Origin of the sequence: Mycobacterium sp. RTGN4 (genome assembly GCF_033804635.1) — a bacterium.
Classification (GTDB): Bacteria; Actinomycetota; Actinomycetes; order Mycobacteriales; family Mycobacteriaceae; genus Mycobacterium.
Map to the genome: position 1 here is coordinate 235529 of NZ_JAPZLB010000002.1, position 18923 is coordinate 254451.

An 18923-nucleotide genomic window follows, 5' to 3' on the forward strand; every position below is an offset into this window, starting at 1 on the left:
CTACTTCTGGATTTCGCGCAGGATGCCGTCGAGATATGTCCGCAGGAACGTCGCGAACAGTTCGTCGGAGCTGACGCCTTCGATCGTGTCCAGCGCCCGCCGCAGCGCGGGGTGATCATGGGGATCAGGGGTGGGGCCGTCGCCGCTGTTGGTGTAGTTCGCGGCGTTCTCACCGAGCATCGCTGCGCCGATGGTGAGCGCAGTCAGCCCGTCCACGATGCGTACGTGCAGTCGAGCGGGCACTCCGGAGGCCGAAAGGAACTGGCACATCTGTTCGTACTCGCCGAACATGTTGTCGCGCGGCATGAATCGCACCAGTAGTGGCGCACAGTGTGGGTGGGCGATGATCTTGCTGCGCAATGCCACGGACTGGGCGATCAAGTAGTCCGTCCAGTGCGCATCGGCAGGCATGGTGGTGGGCGCCGCGGGTGTTGCCACGGAGCGGGCCACCGCGGTGAGGAGGGCGTTCTTGTCGGCGAAGTAGTGGTACAGCGAAGGAGCCCGCACTGACAGGTTGGCCGCCAACTTCGGCATGCTGAATGCCTCGAGCCCGTGCTCGCCGATCAGCGTGATCGCGGCATCGATCACCTTCTCCGTGGTCAGAGAAGCGTTCTTGGGCCGAGCCATCGTGTCATCAGAATCAAAGGTGTGACGATGCCGTCAGAGCTCGAGGCGCGCCCGCACGGCGGAAAGACGTTGTTGCAGTTCGGCTTCAGTGATGACGCCGCGATCGAGCAACGAATGCGCCAACGACATCAGCTGACTCTCGGGATAGGGCAGGTCGGAATAGACGGTCGCCGTCAGCGCGTCTTCTTCGTCCCGCCGCTCCTTGAAATTCGGGACATCGGCATCGCACGCGGACTGATCGAGCGCGTCGCAGAGTCCGTCGAGGCTGGTCTTCCACGGCGGGACGGGATTCTCGACGCCATACTTCGCTGCCATCACCGGCCACACCTGGTTACGGGCGACGATCTCTTGTAGCGCATCACTTTTCATGTCATTCACCGCTTGGGTGCAGCGCAGGCCGGGTATCGACGATGACGTTGGTCGTGACGCCGGCCTTGGGCAGCGCGACACCGATGAGGCAGTCGCGGGTGATGATCTCGATCAGCTGCTCCTCGGTCCAGTCGTCGGTACCTTCCGGGCGCATCGGCATGACCATGAATCGGTGCTTCTGGTTCGAATCCTGCACCCGGACTTCGACATCGTCGCCGAGGTACAGCCCGAACTCGGAGAGCACCTGCCGCGGGAACCTGACCAGACGACTGCGGTAGTTGGGTGTTCGATACCACTCTGGCGAGTTGCCCAGAATGGGCCGCGGGTAGCACGAACACAACGCGCAGACGATCACGTTGTGCACGGTCGGGGTGTCGGCCAGGATCTGAAATGCGGTGAAGTCGCTGGGCGTACCGAAACCGGTGGGCTCAAGCCAGTCGACGCCGACCTCCTTGCTCGCCGTCATCGGTTCGCGCAGCGCGAGTTCGGAGAAATCGGGATCGAGCCACGCGCGCGCCACCAGGCGGGCGGCCGGTGTCGGTCCGATTTGTTCGGCGAACTCGGTGAACAGACGATGCTCCGAGGCGGTGAAGATGCCCTTCTCGATGCACAATTCACGCAAGGCGATCTCGAGGACCTCGTAGTCGGTGATCTCGTCGACCATCGGCTTGACCGTGCGGTCGTGGTCGTGGTCGTGGTCGTGGTCGTGCTCTGCCATGGTGCTCCGTTCGTGAGGTCAGTTGGCGGCTTGGAGCCAGTGCTCGGGGATTTCGGTGCGCAAAGTGTCTGTGGCGGTGCCGTTGTAGCCGTACCAGAGCTCCGCCTGTTTGAAGCTGACGACGTAGAACCACTCCGGCTTTGCGCCAGGGCGATCCCAGGTCTCGTCCTCGGCGGCCGGGCTCTCGTATGCGACCGCTGCGATCTCGCCGGTCGCGCCGCGCACGTATTCCGGTGTGCGGGTGTAGAACAGCACCGGCAGCTCGCGCACCGTGACCGCGTCACCGACCTTGAACTTCGCCTTGCCGGCTTGGCCCGCGTAGACCTGAGGGTCGCCCTTGCCCACGGCGCGGACGACGTGTTCGTTGCGCGTGACGCCGGCCCCGTCCCCCTCGGACTTGGGTTCGGCTTTCAAGGCCTTACCCGTCAGTCCGCCCGCGTACCGATCCTGGACCTCGGCCATCCGCTCGGTGAGTTCCGTCAGCCCGATGTGGTGCTTGGCGACGAGCACGCGCGCACAAGCCCACAACCAACGTCCGTAGTAAGGGGTGCCGTGATAGATCGCCCTGCCCACGTCGACGTTGCCGATGCGGCGCCGTTCCTCCGACAGCCAGATGCCACGCCAGGCCAGGACTTCGGACAGCACATATGTCATGTGCTCCCAGTACTCGTAGTCCTTGTTCTCGTACTTGATGGGCACGTCGGGCTCGCCACCGACGTCGTGCACCGGCTTCATGTAGGCGACGAAGCGGTCGTGATCGAGCATGTCCGGAGTGGGGGCGTCGGGGAGTTCGGGATACGCCGACTTCAGTCGGGCAACCAGATCCAGCTGACTGGCGCGATCGGACGCAGTGCTCATGGGGCCTCCAGTTGGCCGCGTTGGGAGATGCCGCACCTGACACAAGCGCTCGCGTCATCCGGTTGCGGGATGAGCTCACTAACGGTCGTAGATTAACACCGGCACGGATGGTCGGCAAGGTTTCGCGGACAACGGAATTCGTCATTGGCCATGTGCCACTCATACGCCTGCCGCCATCTGAAAATTGACGGCGATGCTCGATCGCCGCCGGTGGTGAACTTCGCGAACTACCATCCAGACATGATCCGAGCGCTCTCGATTGCCTGGGCGGTCGCGCTGGTCCTGGCCTTCACCGGCGGTGCGGTGGCGGGTGTCGCCGGTGCCGAGCCGCCACCGCCATGCGGTTTCACGCTGTCGCCGCCCCAGGTCGTACAGGTCAACGGGGCCAGCATGGTCACGGCCACCCTCGCCCCAGACGTATGCGTCGTCCCGCCCGCAGGCCCGTCGCTGAACGTTGCGTGCCTACAACTGCTCGGCGTCGACACGGGTGGCACATGCGCGCAATCCCGTGGCACCGATACGGCGCAGGTCTACGTGCCCTATCGCCCCGGTACCTATGCCGCAAGGGGAAGGGGCTGTCCGTCCTGGATCGGCCAGGCGAACGCCGCACCCATCTGCCAGTTGCTCGGCCCCGTCAACGCGTCCGTGTAGCTCAGCGCCGCGGCCGAAGGACCAGTCGGGGCCCGCCAACCGGGCGACATAAGGTCGAACGGTGACGATCACGTACGACGAGGCGCTGCGCGAACAGTTCCTGGCCCGGTTGGCGGCTCATCCCCGCCGGACGGTGACGGACCCGACGAAGCGGCACGCCGCCGTCGCGGTGGTGCTCGTCGACTCCGAGGTCGGTGAGGACAGGGTCGACCCGGCGCCGGTCGACGACTGGATTGCCGGGCGACCCATGCCGGACGACCTTGACGGCCGCATGGTCGGGGTGTCAGGCGGGGCGGCCTTCCTGTTGTGCCGGAGGGCATCCCGGCTCAGTTCCCACGCCGCGCAGTGGGCACTGCCCGGCGGCCGAGTCGACAAGGGCGAGACCGTCATCGATGCTGCGCTTCGGGAGTTGGACGAGGAACTCGGGATCAGCCTGCCCGCCTCGACGGTGCTGGGCCTGCTCGACGACTACCCGACTCGGTCGGGATATGTCATGACCCCCGTCGTGATCTGGGGCGGTGGCCGGCTCGAGCCCCGACCGGCGCCCGCTGAGGTGGTGGCGGCCTACCGGGTGGGCCTACACCAGTTGCAACGCGACGATTCACCGCGGTTCATCGCCATCCCGGAAAGCCCGCGCCCCGTCGTGCAGATCCCGTTGGGAAACGACCTCATCCACGCCCCGACGGGTGCCGTGCTGCTGCAACTGCGTTGGCTATGCATGGAAGGCCGCCACGACGCGGTCGAGGACCTCGAGCAACCAGTGTTTGCCTGGAAATAGCCGGCGAACTAGCCGCCCGACCCTCCGAATGGCGGCGCCTTGACGGTGGGGGCGGCCACCGACGTTGCCTCGGTCTCCGAGTAGGCGACCGTGACGGTCGCGCCAGTGCTCATGTCTCCCGCTGTAACGACTGGTGCGCGGTCGGCACTGTCGTGAGTGGCAAGGGCACCCCCGACGCACAGTGCAAACGCTGCCGCGCCACCGAGCACTGCCGCTAGCTTCTTGCGCCGTCCGGCGGGGTTGTGAACGTCAATCATTTGCGGACCACCTCTCGTCGAGCCATGAGAACGCCTTCCGCTCTCCGGCCCTTTGTAGCCCCCACTCAGGTAGTCCTGCGGGCATGCCGAAGGAGATTCTCAGGTACTGACGTCCTGGTTCACAGGAGCACGCCGCGCCCAACAGGCTTTATGTGCGAAGCCTGGACGTTTCGCATATCAGCGTCGCCGCCGCCGGGAGCGCGCTGTCATACGTTCGACAGCGGATCCTTAGTCGGGCTCCAGGTTTCGCGAGCGGGCGTTACGCCTGCACCGGTACTGGCGCGGTATCCGACTCCTCGCTCGGAGGACGTGGCGGCTCCGGCTTCCGGAAGTGGTGGTCACCGCGTGGGTAGACGACTTGTGGCCACCAGAACCACCGGCCGAGCAACGTCGCGATCGACGGCATCAGCAGCGAGCGCACGATCAACGTGTCGACCAAGAGGCCGATCGCGATCGTCGAACCCATCTGGGCGAGCACGATGAGCTTGCTGAACATCATCGCCGCCATGGTGGCCGCGAAGACCAGGCCGGCTGCAGTCACCACGCCACCCGTGCCTGCCATCGACCGGATGATGCCGGTCTTCAACCCCGCATGGATCTCATCCTTGAAGCGGGATACCAGCAGCAGGTTGTAGTCCGAGCCCACCGCCAACAGGATGATGACGGACATCAGCATGACGAGCCACTGCACCTGGATGCCGAAGAGGTCCTGCCACAGCAGCACGGAAATACCGAAGGACGCGGCGATCGAGCTGGCCGCCGTGCCGACGATCGTCAGTGCCGCCACCGCGCTTCTGGTCAGGATCAGCATGATCATGAAGATCAGCGTCAGGGCTGACACCACGGCGATCATCAGGTCGTACTTGGCGCCGTCGGCCATGTCCTTGTAGGTGGCCGCGACCCCGCCCAGATAGATCTTCGCGTCGGAGAGCGAGGACATCTTCAGCGCTTCCTGCGCGGCCTTGCGTTCGCTTTCGACCCGGTTGATGCCTGCCACCGTCGCGGGATCGGACTCGTGGGTGATGAACATGCGCGCGGACTTGCCGTCCGGCGACAGGAACATCTTGATCCCGCGCAGGAAGTCGGGGTTCGTGAACGCCTCCGGTGGCAGATAGAACATGTCGTCGTTCTTCGCCTGGTCGAAGGCGGTGCCCATCGCCAGCGCGGTGTCGTTGGTGGCTTCCATCTGGTCGTACAGGGCCTTCTGGCTGTTGTACGACGCCAACGTCAGATCCCTGCTTGCCTTCATCGACGCGATCGTCTGAGGAAGGAGCTCGGTCAACTTCGGAGCGATCGCCGCCAGCTGGTCGGTGTTGGTTTGCACGTCGCCGGTCAGGTTGGTGGTTTCGTCGATCCCGTCGAGCGAGTCGAACAGCGACCTCACCGCGAAGCACAGCGGGATGTCGTAGCAGTGCGGTTCCCAGTAGAAGTAGTTGCGCATCGGCCGGAAGGCGTCGTCGAAGTCCGCGATGTGGTCCCGGATGTTTCTGGTGGCCTCGAGCAGTTGTCGCGACTTCTCATCCGATGCCACCGTGAGCTTGGTCTGCTGGAGCGAGAGTTGGTACTGCTTCTCCAAGATGGCGATCGAGACGTCCTGCTGTTGGACCGACTTGAGCTGGTTGGCCTGCTGGTCCCGCTGGAACGGCAAGTTCATGTTGCTGGTCTGGCCCGAGATGCTCGTCTGGAACGGAATCGAGCTGTGCTGAATCGGGATGCCCAACGGGCGCGTGATGTTCTGGACCATCGCGATGCCCTCGGTGTGCATGACGTTGCGCGCCACCGCGTTCAGCACCAGCATGTCGGCGGGATTCCGCATGTCGTGATCGGCGTTGACCATCAGGATGTCAGGGTTCATCCTGGCCTGAGAGAAGTGCCGGTCGGCGGCCGCGAACCCGATGTTCGTCGGAGCGTCCTTTGGCAGGTAGTACTGATCGTTGTAGGCCGGTTTGTATCCGGGTATCGCGACGAGGCCGATCAGCACCACGAACAGGCTCGCCACGAAGATGGGCCCGGGCCAACGGACCACCGCGGTGCCGACCTTGCGCCAAAATCGACTCTGCGGAGGGCGTTTGGATTCGTAGAGCCCAACTCGGCTGCCGAGGAACAGGACGGCGGGCCCGAGCGTGACCGCGATCGCGACGACCACGACCATGCCGATCGCGACCGGGGCGCCCATGGTGGAGAAGTAGGGCAGGCGCGCGAAGGACAGGCAGTACGTCGCTCCGGCGATCGTCAGGCCCGAACCGATGATGACGGGTGAAACGGACTTGAAGGTGGCGTAGTAGGAGTCGTCCCTGTCCAGCCCCATGCCTCGGTCTTCGCGATAGCGGCCGAAGATGAAGATGCCGTAGTCGGTGGCCGCCGCTATCGCGAGCATCGTCAGGATGTTGCCCGCGAACGTCGTCAGCCCGAAGGCGCCGTTGGTGGCCAGCACCGAGACCACGCCACGCGCGGTCAGCAATCCGAGGAACGTCAGGAACAACTGGATCAGCGTCGTCCTGATCGAGCGGTAGACCACCAGCAGCATGCCTGCGATTGCGACGAGGGTTATCAGGGTGATCTGGGCGAGGCTGGCGTTGCCGATCACGTGCAAGTCGTTAGTGAGTGCGGCCGGACCCGCGACGTAGGCCTGCACGCCCGGCGGGGCCTTCGTATCTTCGATCGCCTTGCGGACGGCATCGACGCCTTCGTTGGCCAGGGTCTGGCCCTGCTCGCCAGCGAGGTTGATCATCACGTAGGACGCCTTGCCGTCGGCGCTCTGTGCGCCGGCGGCCGTCAGCGTGTCGCCCCAGAAGTCCTGGATGTGCTGGATGTGCTTGGGGTCCTGCTGCAGCTTGCGAATGATCTCGTCGTAGTACTTGTGCGCGTCGGGGCCGAGCGGCTGCTGGCCCTCGATCACGACCATCACCGTGCTGTTGGAGTCGAACTCCTTGAAGTTGCCGCCCATCAACTTCATCGCCTTCATCGACGGCGCGTCCTCGGGCGCCATCGGGGCGGAGTGAAGCTCGCCGACCACCTCGAGTTGCGGCGCGGCCACGTTGACGACAACGGCAACGAAGATCCAGAACAGGACGATCGGCAGCGCGAGGATGCGGAGCGTATGCGCGAAGACCGGGCGCTTCTGGTGGCCGGTGGTGGTGGTCTCGGCGGGTGCGGAATGAGTCATGCGGACTTCACCAGGCAGTAGGTCTGGGCGTTGATCCCATTGGCCGATTGCTCCTCGCGGACGGTTCCGTTCACGGTGACGCGGCATCCAATCTGATCGGTGTCAGCCTGCGCCATGAGACTGGCGCTGACCGTTGGCAACGTCGTGGACAACGTGATCGTCCACGGCAGCGACGTGGTGATCGAGTGCACATTGGCATCTGGGTCGAAGTAGCCGATCTTCGCGGTGGTCCCTGGCGGCCCGTACACGTCGTAAACCAAGACCTTCGGGTTGAACTGGACGATCTCGATGCCGGCGCCTGCGCCGGCGTTGAGGTCCTCGGACGCGAACATCTTGTGCAGCCGGGAAACGACGAGCGCCGAGATCGCGAGTACGACGATGAGTACCAACGGGATCCATATCTTCTTCAGCCCCCGACCAATCGGAATAGCCTTCACCCGAACACCTTCCGCTGATCGCTCGCGAGAACTTGTGGTACGTCTTCTGGTCCGATTTCCAAAGGGCAGTTCGCATTGGCAGCGAGTCGACGCAGCACCGGAAAGGCGACCCGCGCGGACAGCCACAACGTGCTCTCCTCCTCGGGCGTCAGGGTGGCCAACAGCAGCGTCAGGCGCTCCCGACGGATGCGCTTCCGGTCATCGAGCAGCGCCTGACCGTTCCTGGTGATGCCGATGAGGGCCGCGCGCCCGTCGTCCGGGTCGGCGAGCCTGGCAACCAGACCCTGGCGCTCGAGCCTTTGCACAAGCTGCGTCATCGACGGCTGGCTGATGCCTTCCTTGGCGGCCAGCACCGTCAGCCGAATTGGACCTTCGCGGCACACCCTGTTCAACACGAACGCAGCCGATGCGCTCAAGTCTGCGCGGTCGCTGAGGAATCGGGCCGTGAGGTCCATCGCCTGATCGAGCAGCTCGCCGATGCACTCGTTGGCGTCGTCGTCGGGCGACCGTTTTCCCACCGGGTATCTATATCACCCGCACTATGTAGTGGCCACTCGGCACACGCTTTTCGGGCAATCCACAGGTAGTTCGCAGCTACTCTTGCAGCCGCATTGGCACAGGTCGCAGCGCGGTGCGACGTGCTGCCCCGAACTAGATAGCTTCGACTATGTACCAATCCCGGGGGACGCGGTTGACGATCCCGGGGGGAGTGCCCGATGCACGGCGGGCCCGCACGCCGACCACGTGTAGGGCTGCTCGTGAGTGGTCGGACTGCCGAGCATGAAGGTGCGGTCAGTGCGCTGGGCCCTGGCGATGGTGGACAGCCAGGTCGCGACGGTGCTGATCCGGTTCTGCACACCGGTGAGGAACGCGATGTGGATGAATCCCCAGCCCAGCCAGCCAGCGAGTCCGGCCAGCTTGACGGGTCCGCCTTGCAGCAGGGCGTGCCCGCGGCTGATGTAGGCCGCCGACCCCAGGTCTCGGTACCGATAGTCCTTGCGGGCCTGGCCTTTTAGATCGCGACGGACGCACGCGGCCGCGTGCAGGCCGCCCTGCATCGCGTTCTCCGCGACGCCGGGCAGCTTGTCGCGGCCCACCAGATCGCCGATGACGAAGATGTTGGGATGCCCGGGGACGGTCAGGTCCGCCTCGACCGCGATGCGTCCGGCGTGATCCGAGCTGGCCCCGAGCACCTGGGCGACGTGCTTGGCGAACGAGACGGACTCCACGCCTGCCGTCCACAGCACCGTGCGCGCGGCGAACTCCGTGCTGGCGCCACCGGCCTTGGGAGTGACGGTGATGCCCTCCCGGCGGACGTCGGTGACGTGCACCCCCATGTGCAGTTCGACGCCAAGCCGTTCCAGGATCTTGGCGGCCTTCCCCGACAAGCCCGGCGCGAAGCTGGAGAGCACGCAGTCGCCGCCGTCGAAGAGCAGCACGCGGGCCTCTTCGGGTTCGATGCTGTGGAACTCGTTCGCCAGCGTCCTGGTGGCCATCTCGCGGATCTGGCCGGCAAGCTCCACTCCGGTCGGCCCGCCGCCAGCGATGGCGAACGTGAGCCAGCCGTCGCGCTCAGGCCCTGGGGACAGGGTCTCGGCGATCTCGAACGCGGCGAAGAGCCGGCGACGGATGCTCAGCGCGTCGTCGAGGGTCTTCATCCCCGGCGCCCACTTCGCGAATTCCTCGCGACCGAAGTACGACTGGCGCATCCCCGCGGCGATGACGAGCACGTCGTAATCGAGGGTGAACGTGGTCTCGTCGGGCCGACGCGCGGTGACGCGCCGTGCCTCGGCGTCGAGGTCGACCGCCTCGCCGAGCAGGGTGGTGACGTTGCGATGCCGCGCCAACTCCTCGCGCAGCGAACGGCTGATCTGCCCGATGCTGAGCGTCCCGGTGGCGCATTGGTACAGCAGCGGCTGGAAGACGTGACAGGCGGCGCGATCGAGCAGCGTGACGTCGACGTCGGCACCCCCGAGCCTGCGCGCGCAGAAGAGTCCGCCGAACCCGCCCCCGATGACCAGCACCTTCTTGCGACCGTTGCTCACCGCTTCGACACTAATCCCGTCACGGCATGCCCTGGGTCAGCACGGCGTCCATGGCGGCCAGCGAGGCGGGTTGCCCCGAGGTTTGCACCGCGCCGCCGCGGGTCCAGGCCCACAGCGCGAGGTCTTCGGCCGAGCCGCGCACGGTTGCCGTCGGTGCTCCCGCGGCCGCCCGCACCGCCCTCGGGCCTGCAGCGTCCTCGCCGGTGCCCGTCCAGGCGCCGACCTCGACGAGCCAGGTCTGGGGAGTGTCGGTCGCGACGAACTCCAGCACGGCCTGCGCGCGGTAACTCGCACCCTCCGGCATCCAGCCCCACATCACGTCGACGGCGTGGTCGAGGGCTCCCGCTGACACCTCCGCGGAAACCGGAGTGACGCTGGTCCCCGCGGTCAACTCGGCGTCCACTCGGTGCATCGTCGCCTCGTAGGTCTGCATCCGCCGGGTGAAGCCGACGGTCTGATCCGGAGGCCACCACGACCAGCAAGGTTCGGCGTCGTCCCGGTCCGCGAGCTCGCGCAGCAACGCGGCCGTCGCCTGCTCGCGCAATCGAAGCAACTCCGCAAGCGTGGCAGGGCGCTCGGGCTTGGCCCGTTCGACGGCGGGGAGGTCGCCGGGACTTTGAATGCGCCGCTCGAGGATTCCGGCCCAGAAGAAATGGACGTTCGTCAGATGCCACAGCAAGTCCGAGGCCGTCCAGTCCGGACAGGTCGGGCACTCGCTTGCGGGATCGACCGCGGACAGCGCTTCGGCGAAACGCTGCGATTCGGAATCGATGATCGCCAGCCTGTCCATCACCCCAGAATGCCAGCGCAAGGCGATCAGCTCCATTGCTGATGCGCCGCCACCACGCATCTGGTAAATCAGGTCTGGCAATGCGCTGTGATGAAGAGCACCAACAGAAGTTTGACGTACTAAGGAATTCTTGGTCGCCGACAGGGCTTACTAGCCATGACGTCGTCAAGCCCCATGAGGAGACCAATCTTGTCCAGGAACCGTGCATTGAATCCGATCCGTGGCTTTGGCGCGCGCAGTAGCCGCAAGCTGACGGTCGTCGCGACGTCCGTCGTGCTCGCGGGTGCCCCACTCGTGGCGCTGACCGCGGCACCCGCCGCGTCCGCGGCAGGCTGCTCGGCCGTCGAGGTCGTCTTCGCCCGCGGTACCGGCCAGCCTGCAGGCGTCGGCCGGGAGGGCCAAGCTTTCGTCAGCGCACTCAAGAACAAGGTCAGGGGCGTCAGCGTCTACCCGGTGAACTACCCCGCGTCGGATGACTTCATCGCGGGAGCGGCCGCGGGCGCCAACGACGCCAGCGCACACATCCAGGGCACCGTCGCGAACTGTCCCCAGACCAAGATCGTGCTCGGCGGCTACTCGCAGGGCGCGGCAGTGATCGATGCCATCACGACGGCCGCGAATCCGGCCTTGGGATTCGACAACATCCTGCCCCCCGAGGCGGCCGATCACGTGGCCGCCGCGGTGGTGTTCGGCAATCCGTCCAACAGGCTCGGGCGCCCGTTGACCGCGCTGAGCCCGCTCTACGGAGCCAAGGCCATCGACCTGTGCAACGGCGCCGATCCCGTCTGCTCCAACGGGGATGACGTGGCCGCCCATAGCAACTACGTGCAGGCCGGCCTCGTCAAGCAGGGGGCCGACTTCGCCGCAGGGCGGCTCTGAGGTCGGGAGCTCAGTCCCCGGTTCTGGCGAGCGTCAGCTTGAAGTCGGTGGTCATCGAGCACGAGCCCGTGCTCACCTGATGCTCTGTGCCCCTTACCTTCGCGATGGGGTTCTTGGGCCGCGTCGGCATCACGTACTCCCAGTGACCGCTCGCATCGCCCGTGGATCCGTCACTGCACTTCGCCACCTGGTGGAGGTCGGTCGACCACTTCCCGTCGGCGAAGTGAAGTGCCTGCACGGACCTGGTCCCGTCATTTCTGATGGTGGTCGTCAGCATCCTGCACTGGTCGGTGTTGCGAACGCACGCGGAGGCGATCTCCAGCGGGCGCGTCTGAGTGGCGCCCGTCGCGGGGTTGGTGACCTTGCTCGAATAGCGCCCGGACAGGTCGTTCGGGGTGGAGTGCTTCAGCGGGGGCTGCGCAGCAGGGTCGGCCACCGCGATCGCGGTATCGACGTCGCCGAGCCGAGTCACGGCGATCGGGATCTGCGTGTTGTAGGCGCAACCGGGCGTCACCGAGGATTCGATGCGGGTCCCTGTCAGCGTGTCGCCACCGCCGGGTTTCAGTGCCCAGGACACCAGCACGTCGGTGTCCTTGTTCCCGCAGGTCTCGGTCGCGGCGAACGTCGTCACCCATTCGCCGCCGACCCAATCGAGCACCATTGAGAACGCGGGATCGGCGGGCTGACGAGTGTCGTCGGCCTTCACGCGCGAACCGGTGGCGATGCACCCCGACGCCGAACACGTCGACCGAAATGCGAACCAACGGGCGAACGGGTCGTAGGGTGTCGGCTCCCCGCCCGCAAGCTGTTGCGCGGCGTCGAAGTCCAGGCGGTAGGTGCCATTGAGCGCAGCGCCGGATTTGATTGGCTCGCTTGGGCTTTCGGCGGCTTCGGCGCCAAGCGAACATGCCGCCGTCAGCCCCGCCACTGCGACGGCGACGGCGATGACGCGAAGCTTGGTCAGAATCCCTCCGGTTTCGTTGTGCATGACACACGGGAGTGTCGCATCAACTGTTCAGCTGGGCTACAGGAACGGTCAATCAGTCCTTCGTGTGCGCGCCGGTTCGCAATGATCAGAGCGTCGGAACGAGGAGACAACCACGATGCGCGAAAGTCACGGCCACAACCGATGGGAGTTGCGTACCTGCGCGCGTCGCGGTCACGTCACCTACGCGCCCGACGACGTCGCACTCGCTGACCGACTCAGCGGAACGACGGGGCTCGGTGAGGTGTGGCGTTGCCTGCGCTGCGGTGACTTCACTGTTGGCCCGCCGCACGGGCGGGGACCCGCGGAGGACGCGCCACTAGTGTTGCGCGGCAAGGCCTTGCGCCAGGCCATCATCCTGCGAGCGCTTGCGGTCGAGCGATGGATTCGCGCGGTGCTGATCGCGCTCGCGGCGTGGGCGGTGTGGAGGTTCCACGGCGCTCAGGGCTCGATTCAGGCCAGCGTCGACCGCGACCTGCCACTGCTGCGCTCAAGCGGTTTCAAGGTCGACCAGATGACCTTGATCCACGAGTTGGAGCGGGCGCTGGCGACCAAGCCGTCCACGCTGGTGCTGCTGACGTTCGCGTTGGCCGCGTACGCCCTGCTGGAGTTCGTCGAGGGCGTCGGGTTGTGGTTGCTCAAGCGGTGGGGCGAGTACTTCGCAGTGGTGGCTACGTCGATCTTCCTGCCGCTGGAGGTGCACGACCTGCTCAAGGGCGTCACCCTCACCCGCGTGCTGACCCTGGCCATCAACATCGCCGCGGTGATCTACCTGCTGTACTCGAAACGGTTGTTCGGACTCCGTGGCGGCCGCCGGGCCTACGACGACGAACGTCGCGGCGAGCAACTGCTCGACGTCGAACGCGCCGCCGCGCGGGCCTGAAGGAGCGGCTGACAGAGCATTCCGAGGAAGGCCGCCCACACTGACCGGGTGCCGCCGAACGCACCGACGCCGACCACGCCCGCCGTCCCCGATCCGATAATCATGCCGAGCTTGCCGGACCCCGACTTCAACCGATGGGGTCACGGCATCTCACTGCTCGGGGGCTGGCTCCCGGTCGGCATCGAAGTACTCGCAGTCGTCGTGTTGATACTCGCCACCGGATGGCGCGGGCGCAGGTGGCGAATGGTGTGGATTCCCGTGAGCACCGGTGTCGGCGTGCTGGCCGCACTGGCTGCCCGTACCTACATGGATTCCGCGGGACTGGCCTCGGACCCGGCGCCGTTCGCGCTGTGGGTGTGGACCGCGGTGAGCGCCACCGCGATTGCCCTGGCGGTGTTGGGCTTTCGGGGCGCTCGGTGGTGGAGGCGCGGGCTGTCGCTGCTGGCGATTCCGCTCACCCTGATTTGTGCGCTGGTGGTGCTCAACGAGTGGGTCGGCTATTACCCCACCGTGCAACGGGCATGGGGTGACCTGACGGTAGGGCCGCTGCCCGATCAGATCGACGCGGGAGCCCTTCCGGGCCTTCGCAATACCCGGCCCGCCACCGGCAAGGTCATTGCGGTCGACATCCCCGACGATGGAAGCGGGTTCGCGCATCGCCGCGAGTACGTCTATCTGCCGCCCGTCTGGTTCAGTGGCGCCACTCCGCCCAAGCTGCCGACGGTGATGATGATCGCGGGCGAATTCAGCAACCCAACCAACTGGATGCGCACCGGCAGTGCGATTCCCGTGATCGACGCCTACGCCAACCAGCATGGCGGCGCCGCGCCGGTGTTCGTGTTCGTCGACAACAGCGGAAGCTTCAACAACGACACCGAATGCGTGAACGGACCACGCGGAAACGCGGCCGACCACCTGACGAAAGACGTTCGACCCTATGTCATTTCGCACTTCGGTACCGCACAGGACGCCTCAAGCTGGGGTGTAGTGGGCTGGTCCGCCGGTGGGACGTGCGCGATCGACCTGGTGGTCATGCACCCCGACCTGTTCACCACCTTCGAAGACATCGGAGGCGATCGCGGCCCTAACTCAGGTACGAAGCAACAGACGATCGACCGCCTGTACGGCGGCCAACCCGCGGTGTGGGATTCGTACGACCCGCGCACGGTGATGGCCAAACACGGACCGTACGTGGGCGTCGCGGGATACTTCGACGACTCTCAGGAGCCCGCCGACGACAAGACCAAGAACCTGCCCAACCGTGTCCAGGAGCGGAAGGCGCCGGTGGGATTCGGTGGCCACGACGATGACGACCAGTTCCGGGAGAAGGGCGCATTGCCGGACCTGTGTGCGGCTGCGGTCGCCGTCGACATCGGGTGCACCCTGCACGTGTACACCGGCTATCACACCTGGCAGTTCGCGGCCCGGGCGTTCTCCGACGCCATGCCGTGGATCGCGCAGCGGCTGCACACGGCGCCCGAATCTGCCGGGACCTAGGCGGCGTTGCATTTTCGCTGGGCGTCGATGTGTCGTTGTCGGTCTTGTTTTCTGGTGGTTTTGCGTTTGGGCATGGTCAGTCCGGCGGTGTGCTTGGGCGGTGGGGTACCGGTGACCGTGAATGAGGCGGTGGGGCTACATAGTTCGGGGAAGAGCAGTCGGCTGCCCGGATGGGTGGTGGCGGAGTGGCCGTCGGGATCGGTCCAGATCACGGTGCCGTCGGGCAGTTGGCGCTCGGACCAGCCGGGCCAGAACGTCTTCAACAAATGATGTTCGCGGCAAAGACATTTCAGGTTCGACGCACACGTCGGCCCGTAGGGCCAGGGGATGGTGTGGTCGATGTCGGCGAGCGTGGCGGATTTGGTGCAGCCGGCGGCCCGACAGGTCAGGTCCCGGCTGCGGACGAAATCGGCGAGCTTCTTCGACGGTCGGTAGCCGGGTTCGGGTGGGGCCTGCCCGGGATGGATCAAGGCCGTGATGGTGGCGTGCATCGCCACCTGCGCGGTGATAGGGGCCGGGAGCACCGGCCCACCGAGGATGACCGCCGGAGGGGCGGCCGGGTATTCGCCGGTATGGAGCGCGGCGGTCAGTTCGGCGAGCGTGTAGGTCGACCACGGCCGCGGCAGCAGGGGCGGGGACGCGCCGGCTAGGGCGCGGCGCTGGGCGGCCAGGTCCCGCGGCGGGGCGGCGGGCTCGGCCGGGCAAGTATCGGTGTCTGGTTGCGGCTCGGCCTCGGCTGTGTCGGGCTCCACCTCGACGTCGGGCGCGGTCGGTGGCGGCGTGTGTGTGGGGCCATCGCCGGCGCGGGTGTCGATGGTGTCGGCGCGGGCGATGACGTGGATGATCACCCCGCCGCCAGCCGGCTTGGAGGCGGCCTAGCAGTCGGGCTGTTCGCACAGGCACGGTAGGCGGTCCCAGCCGAAGCCCAACGCCCCGACCGCCGCCGCGCGGCGCTGATCCAGCGTGCGGGGGTCACGGTCGCAGGTGGTGCGGGCCAGTGCGTGCAGGCGTTGGTCGAAGGCGGTGCCGTCGGTGGTCAGCACCGTCCCCGAGACATGGGCGATGCCGGTGGAATCATCGAGGAACACCTCCACGCTGCACGCTCGGCTCTTGGCCTCCGTGCGGTGCACGCCCTCGGGGTCGTGGGTGAGCACCAGGGTGTCGATGGCGCGTTCGGCCTCGCTCACCGACATCGCCCCACGCGCGCGCAGGTCGGCGACTAGGTCGCGGTCTAGGGCGGTCAGGGCGTCGGGGTCGCGGACCAGGGAGGTGCGGGTGCAGATGGCGTGCACCAGCCGATAGGAGATCAACCCCTGCGCGAACAGCGCCGCGACCTGGGGCAGGCGTTCGCGCAGCGTGACCGCATCCATCAACAACCCCGAGGCGACCCCGCTGGTGACTTGGTGGGCGGCCCCGATCTGAGCGCAGACCGCGGCCCAGTTGTCCAGGCGCCATTGGTCGCGTTCGGCGGATCCGTCGGCGGCATAGGCGGCGGCGAGCATGTCGGCCATCGCCGAGAGCCGGGCCGCGCAGGCGGCGTTCTCCGCACGGGCGTAGGCCCTGACCCGGTCACCGGGGGTGCGGGCCAGGCAGGCGGCCGTCGCGATCTGATCGAACATACTTTCGATTATCCGGGCAGTGACCGACCCGCCGCCACACCCAACCCTCGATCTGTGGATGAAACCCAGACTGTGGACAACTGCCGGACCAGCGCCGAAAGTGTCAGTACCCCATGGTATTTAGACCGCAATCTAGTCGTCGAGCCAGGGCCGTTGCCAGCGATGGCCGCCGGTGAGCAACGAGTCCGCCTGGCTGGGTCCCCACGAGCCGCGCTCGTACGGTTCGACGGGTGGGGGAGTGTCGAGCAGCGGCTGCACGATTCGCCAGGTTTCCTCGATGGCGTCCTCGCGGGCGAAATACTGCTGCTCGCCGGTCAATGCGGCGTGCAGCAACAGTTCGTACGGCGTGACGGGCTCGCCGAAGTCAGCTCCGAATAGTGTCTCCAAATGTACTGTCTGCCAATCTTTATCACCGTGTGCGGCGATCTGCAGACGCAATCCCGGATCGGGGTCGATGCGCAGCACGATTTGATTTCCCGCAACCCGGGGCGGAGTCGACAGGAACGCCAGCCGGGGCGTCTCGCGCAATGTCAGCCGTACCTCGGTGACACGCTTCTCAAGTGCCTTGCCTGCGCGCAGAAAGATCGGCACCCCGGACCATCGCCAGTTGTCGATCTCCAACTTCAGGGCGACGAACGTCTCCGTGGTCGAACCGCGGGCGACCCCTGGCACGTCGGCGTAGCCGTCGTATTGACCCCGAACGTATTTCGTCGGGTCCGCGGCCGGAATGGCTCGGAACACCTCGGCCTTCTTGTCACGCAGTTCGTCGCCCGCACCGCCGGTCAACGGTTCCATCGCCACCAGTGCGAGCACCTGCAGGAGGTGGTTCTGCACCACGTCGCGCAGCGCTCCGACCGCATCGTAGAACTTGCCTCGGTCCTCGACGCCGAAGTCCTCGGCCATCGTGATCTGGATGCAGGACACTGAGTTCCGGTCCCAGAGTTGTGCGAGCAGCAGATTGGCGAAGCGCAGGTACTGCAGTTCGATGACCGGTTCCTTGCCGAGGAAGTGATCGACCCGCAGGATCTGGTCCTCGCGCAGCACCTGATGCAACCGCGCATTCAATTCGCGGGCTGAGGCGAGGTCGTGTCCGAAGGGTTTCTCGATCGCGACCCGCGCGGTGGCAAGGAGCTTCGCCTCGCCGAGGTGCTCGACGATCGGACCGAAGAGCGACGGCGGCATCTCCAGGTAGTACACCGGCTGGTGGTACTTGGTGACCTGCTCGGCCAGCCTGCTGTACAACTCGGGATCGTTCACGTCGCCGTGCAGGTAGGAAAGGCGGGCGGCAAACCGCTTGAATACCTTGTCGTCGATGGTGTTTCCGGCATCGGTGATGGCGGTGCGGGCTCGACTCACCAGCTCGTCGAGCGTCAATTCTTCGGCGGCGACCCCGATGATCGGGCAATTCAGCAGACCGCGTTTTTCGAGCCGATACAGCGAGCCGAACGTCATCTTCTTCGCGAGATCTCCCGTGATTCCGAAGATCACGAACAGATCCGCTGTGGCCGTGGCTGATTCGGGTGCCGATGTCGGTGCCGATGTCATTGAAGAGTCTGCCGTCCTGCGTCGTTGGAGCACCGGCGTCCGGTGCCTGGGTCGCGATAGCCAGGGTATCGATGCGGCAGCCGTCAATGGGTGGGTTTGCCCGATGGTAGTTCGGGGTCACGCATGACGATCGCCAAAGCCTTCTGACAGGCAATTCAAGGCAAATGCGATGGTACGCAAAAGGAAAGCAAACTAGAGAGGTAAGCGACAGGTGGTCGGATGAATTCCGCAGGGAGGCAGTGACGAGCGGGAACCTCCCCGCGTCCCCGATCGCCAGCGAAGTCTTCGCTGCCGCGACGACGAAGTCAGAATGAGAAGGAGTGTAGTGATGAAGCGCGCAATAGCGGCTGGGGTGCTCGGCGCGGCCGTGGTGGTCGCAAGTGTGGCGGGCTGTTCCAGCAGCACGACGAAGACCGGTTCGTCCTCGTCGAGCGGCACCAGCGCCGCCCCCATCGTCACGAAGGTCGTCGTCGACGGTCAGGATCAGAACGTCGCAGGCACAGCCACCTGCACCGTCGCCGGTGACAACACCAACATCGGCATCGGCGACCCGACGAACGGAGTGGGCGCCGTGGTCAGCAACACCGATCCGCCTGCCGTTCACGCAGTAGGACTCGGGAGCCCCAACGGCTCGACACTGGGTTATTCGGATGCCGCCCAGGGTCAGGGCAGCGCGGAGGCGACCAAGGTCGGCAACTCCTACAAGATCACGGGCACCGCAGTAACCCTGGATGCGACTAATGCCCAGCCGGTCACCAGGCCATTCGAGTTGGACGTCGCGTGTCCCTGACGTACCGCCACCTGACCTCCAATCCGAAG

At 65.9% G+C, this 18923-nt stretch carries 20 protein-coding genes; 6 read left to right on the plus strand and 14 right to left on the minus strand.

The features are described from left to right. From SLQ30_RS05050 to SLQ30_RS05065, 4 genes are read right to left on the minus strand one after another with little or no spacing between them, the layout of a single operon-like run. Window positions 1-627 (minus strand): TetR family transcriptional regulator, encoded by a 627-nt coding sequence (locus tag SLQ30_RS05050; RefSeq protein ID WP_319447653.1) that lies wholly within the window; start codon window positions 625-627, stop codon window positions 1-3. Window positions 628-660: 33 nt separating this feature from the next. Further along, entirely contained in the window at window positions 661-996 is a 336-nt protein-coding gene (locus tag SLQ30_RS05055; RefSeq protein WP_319447652.1) for a thiocyanate hydrolase, read from the minus strand. Window position 997: 1 nt separating this feature from the next. Next, a complete protein-coding gene (scnC, locus tag SLQ30_RS05060) occupies window positions 998-1714 on the minus strand; it encodes a thiocyanate hydrolase subunit gamma (protein WP_319447651.1) in 717 nt (238 codons plus the stop codon). A gap of 18 nt (window positions 1715-1732) precedes the next feature. Next, window positions 1733-2572 carry an SH3-like domain-containing protein gene (locus SLQ30_RS05065; protein ID WP_319447650.1) on the minus strand — a complete coding sequence of 280 codons (840 nt, stop codon included), beginning with the start codon at window positions 2570-2572 and terminating at the stop codon, window positions 1733-1735. Window positions 2573-2812: 240 nt separating this feature from the next. Here SLQ30_RS05065 and SLQ30_RS05070 point away from each other — a divergent pair, with 240 nt between their 5' ends. Both SLQ30_RS05070 and SLQ30_RS05075 read left to right on the plus strand, forming a co-directional pair. Beyond that, on the plus strand, window positions 2813-3223 hold the full coding sequence (locus SLQ30_RS05070; protein WP_319447649.1) for a hypothetical protein: 411 nt from the start codon (window positions 2813-2815) through the stop codon (window positions 3221-3223). Between the two features lie 61 nt (window positions 3224-3284). After that, window positions 3285-4001: a CoA pyrophosphatase gene (locus SLQ30_RS05075; RefSeq protein WP_319447648.1), complete on the plus strand. Its 717-nt coding sequence runs from the start codon at window positions 3285-3287 to the stop codon at window positions 3999-4001. A gap of 8 nt (window positions 4002-4009) precedes the next feature. On the opposite strand, the gene SLQ30_RS05080 is transcribed toward SLQ30_RS05075, so the two are convergent. From SLQ30_RS05080 to SLQ30_RS05105, 6 genes are all read right to left on the minus strand, one after another. Beyond that, window positions 4010-4258, minus strand: coding sequence for a hypothetical protein (locus SLQ30_RS05080; protein ID WP_319447647.1), 249 nt, complete (start codon window positions 4256-4258; stop codon window positions 4010-4012). Window positions 4259-4517: 259 nt separating this feature from the next. Next, window positions 4518-7424 carry an MMPL family transporter gene (locus SLQ30_RS05085; RefSeq protein ID WP_319447646.1) on the minus strand — a complete coding sequence of 969 codons (2907 nt, stop codon included), beginning with the start codon at window positions 7422-7424 and terminating at the stop codon, window positions 4518-4520. Continuing rightward, window positions 7421-7861 carry an MmpS family transport accessory protein gene (locus SLQ30_RS05090; RefSeq protein ID WP_319447645.1) on the minus strand — a complete coding sequence of 147 codons (441 nt, stop codon included), beginning with the start codon at window positions 7859-7861 and terminating at the stop codon, window positions 7421-7423. The genes SLQ30_RS05085 and SLQ30_RS05090 overlap by 4 nt, the downstream gene beginning before the upstream one ends. After that, entirely contained in the window at window positions 7858-8379 is a 522-nt protein-coding gene (locus SLQ30_RS05095) for a MarR family winged helix-turn-helix transcriptional regulator (protein ID WP_319447644.1), read from the minus strand. Before SLQ30_RS05095 ends, SLQ30_RS05090 begins: the two co-directional genes overlap by 4 nt. A 147-nt stretch (window positions 8380-8526) precedes the next feature. Then, window positions 8527-9906, minus strand: a complete 1380-nt coding sequence (locus SLQ30_RS05100) for an NAD(P)/FAD-dependent oxidoreductase (protein WP_319447643.1) — start codon at window positions 9904-9906, stop codon at window positions 8527-8529. A 19-nt stretch (window positions 9907-9925) separates the two neighbouring features. Next, window positions 9926-10777: a maleylpyruvate isomerase family mycothiol-dependent enzyme gene (locus tag SLQ30_RS05105; protein WP_319447642.1), complete on the minus strand. Its 852-nt coding sequence runs from the start codon at window positions 10775-10777 to the stop codon at window positions 9926-9928. A gap of 108 nt (window positions 10778-10885) precedes the next feature. Here SLQ30_RS05105 and SLQ30_RS05110 point away from each other — a divergent pair, with 108 nt between their 5' ends. Beyond that, window positions 10886-11575, plus strand: coding sequence for a cutinase family protein (locus SLQ30_RS05110; protein ID WP_413467931.1), 690 nt, complete (start codon window positions 10886-10888; stop codon window positions 11573-11575). 10 nt (window positions 11576-11585) lie between these two features. Here SLQ30_RS05110 and SLQ30_RS05115 read toward each other — a convergent pair whose 3' ends face one another. After that, window positions 11586-12563 (minus strand): hypothetical protein, encoded by a 978-nt coding sequence (locus SLQ30_RS05115; RefSeq protein WP_319447641.1) that lies wholly within the window; start codon window positions 12561-12563, stop codon window positions 11586-11588. Between the two features lie 115 nt (window positions 12564-12678). On the opposite strand from SLQ30_RS05115, the gene SLQ30_RS05120 reads away from it, so the two are divergent. Both SLQ30_RS05120 and SLQ30_RS05125 read left to right on the plus strand, forming a co-directional pair. Further along, complete coding sequence (locus SLQ30_RS05120) at window positions 12679-13443, plus strand: DUF2127 domain-containing protein (RefSeq protein WP_319447640.1); 765 nt, start codon at window positions 12679-12681, stop codon at window positions 13441-13443. Window positions 13444-13491: 48 nt separating this feature from the next. Then, window positions 13492-14940 carry an alpha/beta hydrolase gene (locus SLQ30_RS05125; RefSeq protein WP_319447639.1) on the plus strand — a complete coding sequence of 483 codons (1449 nt, stop codon included), beginning with the start codon at window positions 13492-13494 and terminating at the stop codon, window positions 14938-14940. On the opposite strand, the gene SLQ30_RS05130 is transcribed toward SLQ30_RS05125, so the two are convergent. The 3 genes from SLQ30_RS05130 to SLQ30_RS05140 all read right to left on the minus strand — a co-directional run bounded on the left by SLQ30_RS05130 (window position 14937) and on the right by SLQ30_RS05140 (window position 18104). Beyond that, window positions 14937-15788, minus strand: a complete 852-nt coding sequence (locus SLQ30_RS05130) for an HNH endonuclease signature motif containing protein (RefSeq protein WP_319447638.1) — start codon at window positions 15786-15788, stop codon at window positions 14937-14939. The genes SLQ30_RS05125 and SLQ30_RS05130 overlap by 4 nt on opposite strands. 27 nt (window positions 15789-15815) lie before the next feature. Continuing rightward, complete coding sequence (locus SLQ30_RS05135; protein WP_319447637.1) at window positions 15816-16559, minus strand: DUF222 domain-containing protein; 744 nt, start codon at window positions 16557-16559, stop codon at window positions 15816-15818. Between the two features lie 132 nt (window positions 16560-16691). Continuing rightward, window positions 16692-18104, minus strand: coding sequence for a glucose-6-phosphate dehydrogenase (locus SLQ30_RS05140; RefSeq protein ID WP_319447636.1), 1413 nt, complete (start codon window positions 18102-18104; stop codon window positions 16692-16694). A gap of 328 nt (window positions 18105-18432) precedes the next feature. Between SLQ30_RS05140 and SLQ30_RS05145 the strand changes: the two genes are divergently transcribed. Then, window positions 18433-18894, plus strand: coding sequence for a lipoprotein LpqH (locus SLQ30_RS05145; protein ID WP_319447635.1), 462 nt, complete (start codon window positions 18433-18435; stop codon window positions 18892-18894). Window positions 18895-18923: the final 29 nt, after the last annotated feature.

Coding starts and splice junctions, on each gene's coding strand:
- SLQ30_RS05120 (WP_319447640.1), top strand. CDS start 12,679: ATGCGCGAAAGTCACGGCCACAACCGATGGGAGTTGCGTACCTGCGCG.
- SLQ30_RS05085 (WP_319447646.1), bottom strand. CDS start 7,424: ATGACTCATTCCGCACCCGCCGAGACCACCACCACCGGCCACCAGAAG.
- SLQ30_RS05050 (WP_319447653.1), bottom strand. CDS start 627: ATGGCTCGGCCCAAGAACGCTTCTCTGACCACGGAGAAGGTGATCGAT.
- SLQ30_RS05080 (WP_319447647.1), bottom strand. CDS start 4,258: ATGATTGACGTTCACAACCCCGCCGGACGGCGCAAGAAGCTAGCGGCA.
- SLQ30_RS05065 (WP_319447650.1), bottom strand. CDS start 2,572: ATGAGCACTGCGTCCGATCGCGCCAGTCAGCTGGATCTGGTTGCCCGA.
- SLQ30_RS05055 (WP_319447652.1), bottom strand. CDS start 996: ATGAAAAGTGATGCGCTACAAGAGATCGTCGCCCGTAACCAGGTGTGG.
- SLQ30_RS05070 (WP_319447649.1), top strand. CDS start 2,813: ATGATCCGAGCGCTCTCGATTGCCTGGGCGGTCGCGCTGGTCCTGGCC.
- scnC (WP_319447651.1), bottom strand. CDS start 1,714: ATGGCAGAGCACGACCACGACCACGACCACGACCACGACCGCACGGTC.
- SLQ30_RS05135 (WP_319447637.1), bottom strand. CDS start 16,559: ATGTTCGATCAGATCGCGACGGCCGCCTGCCTGGCCCGCACCCCCGGT.
- SLQ30_RS05145 (WP_319447635.1), top strand. CDS start 18,433: ATGAAGCGCGCAATAGCGGCTGGGGTGCTCGGCGCGGCCGTGGTGGTC.
- SLQ30_RS05140 (WP_319447636.1), bottom strand. CDS start 18,104: ATGACATCGGCACCGACATCGGCACCCGAATCAGCCACGGCCACAGCG.
- SLQ30_RS05115 (WP_319447641.1), bottom strand. CDS start 12,563: ATGCACAACGAAACCGGAGGGATTCTGACCAAGCTTCGCGTCATCGCC.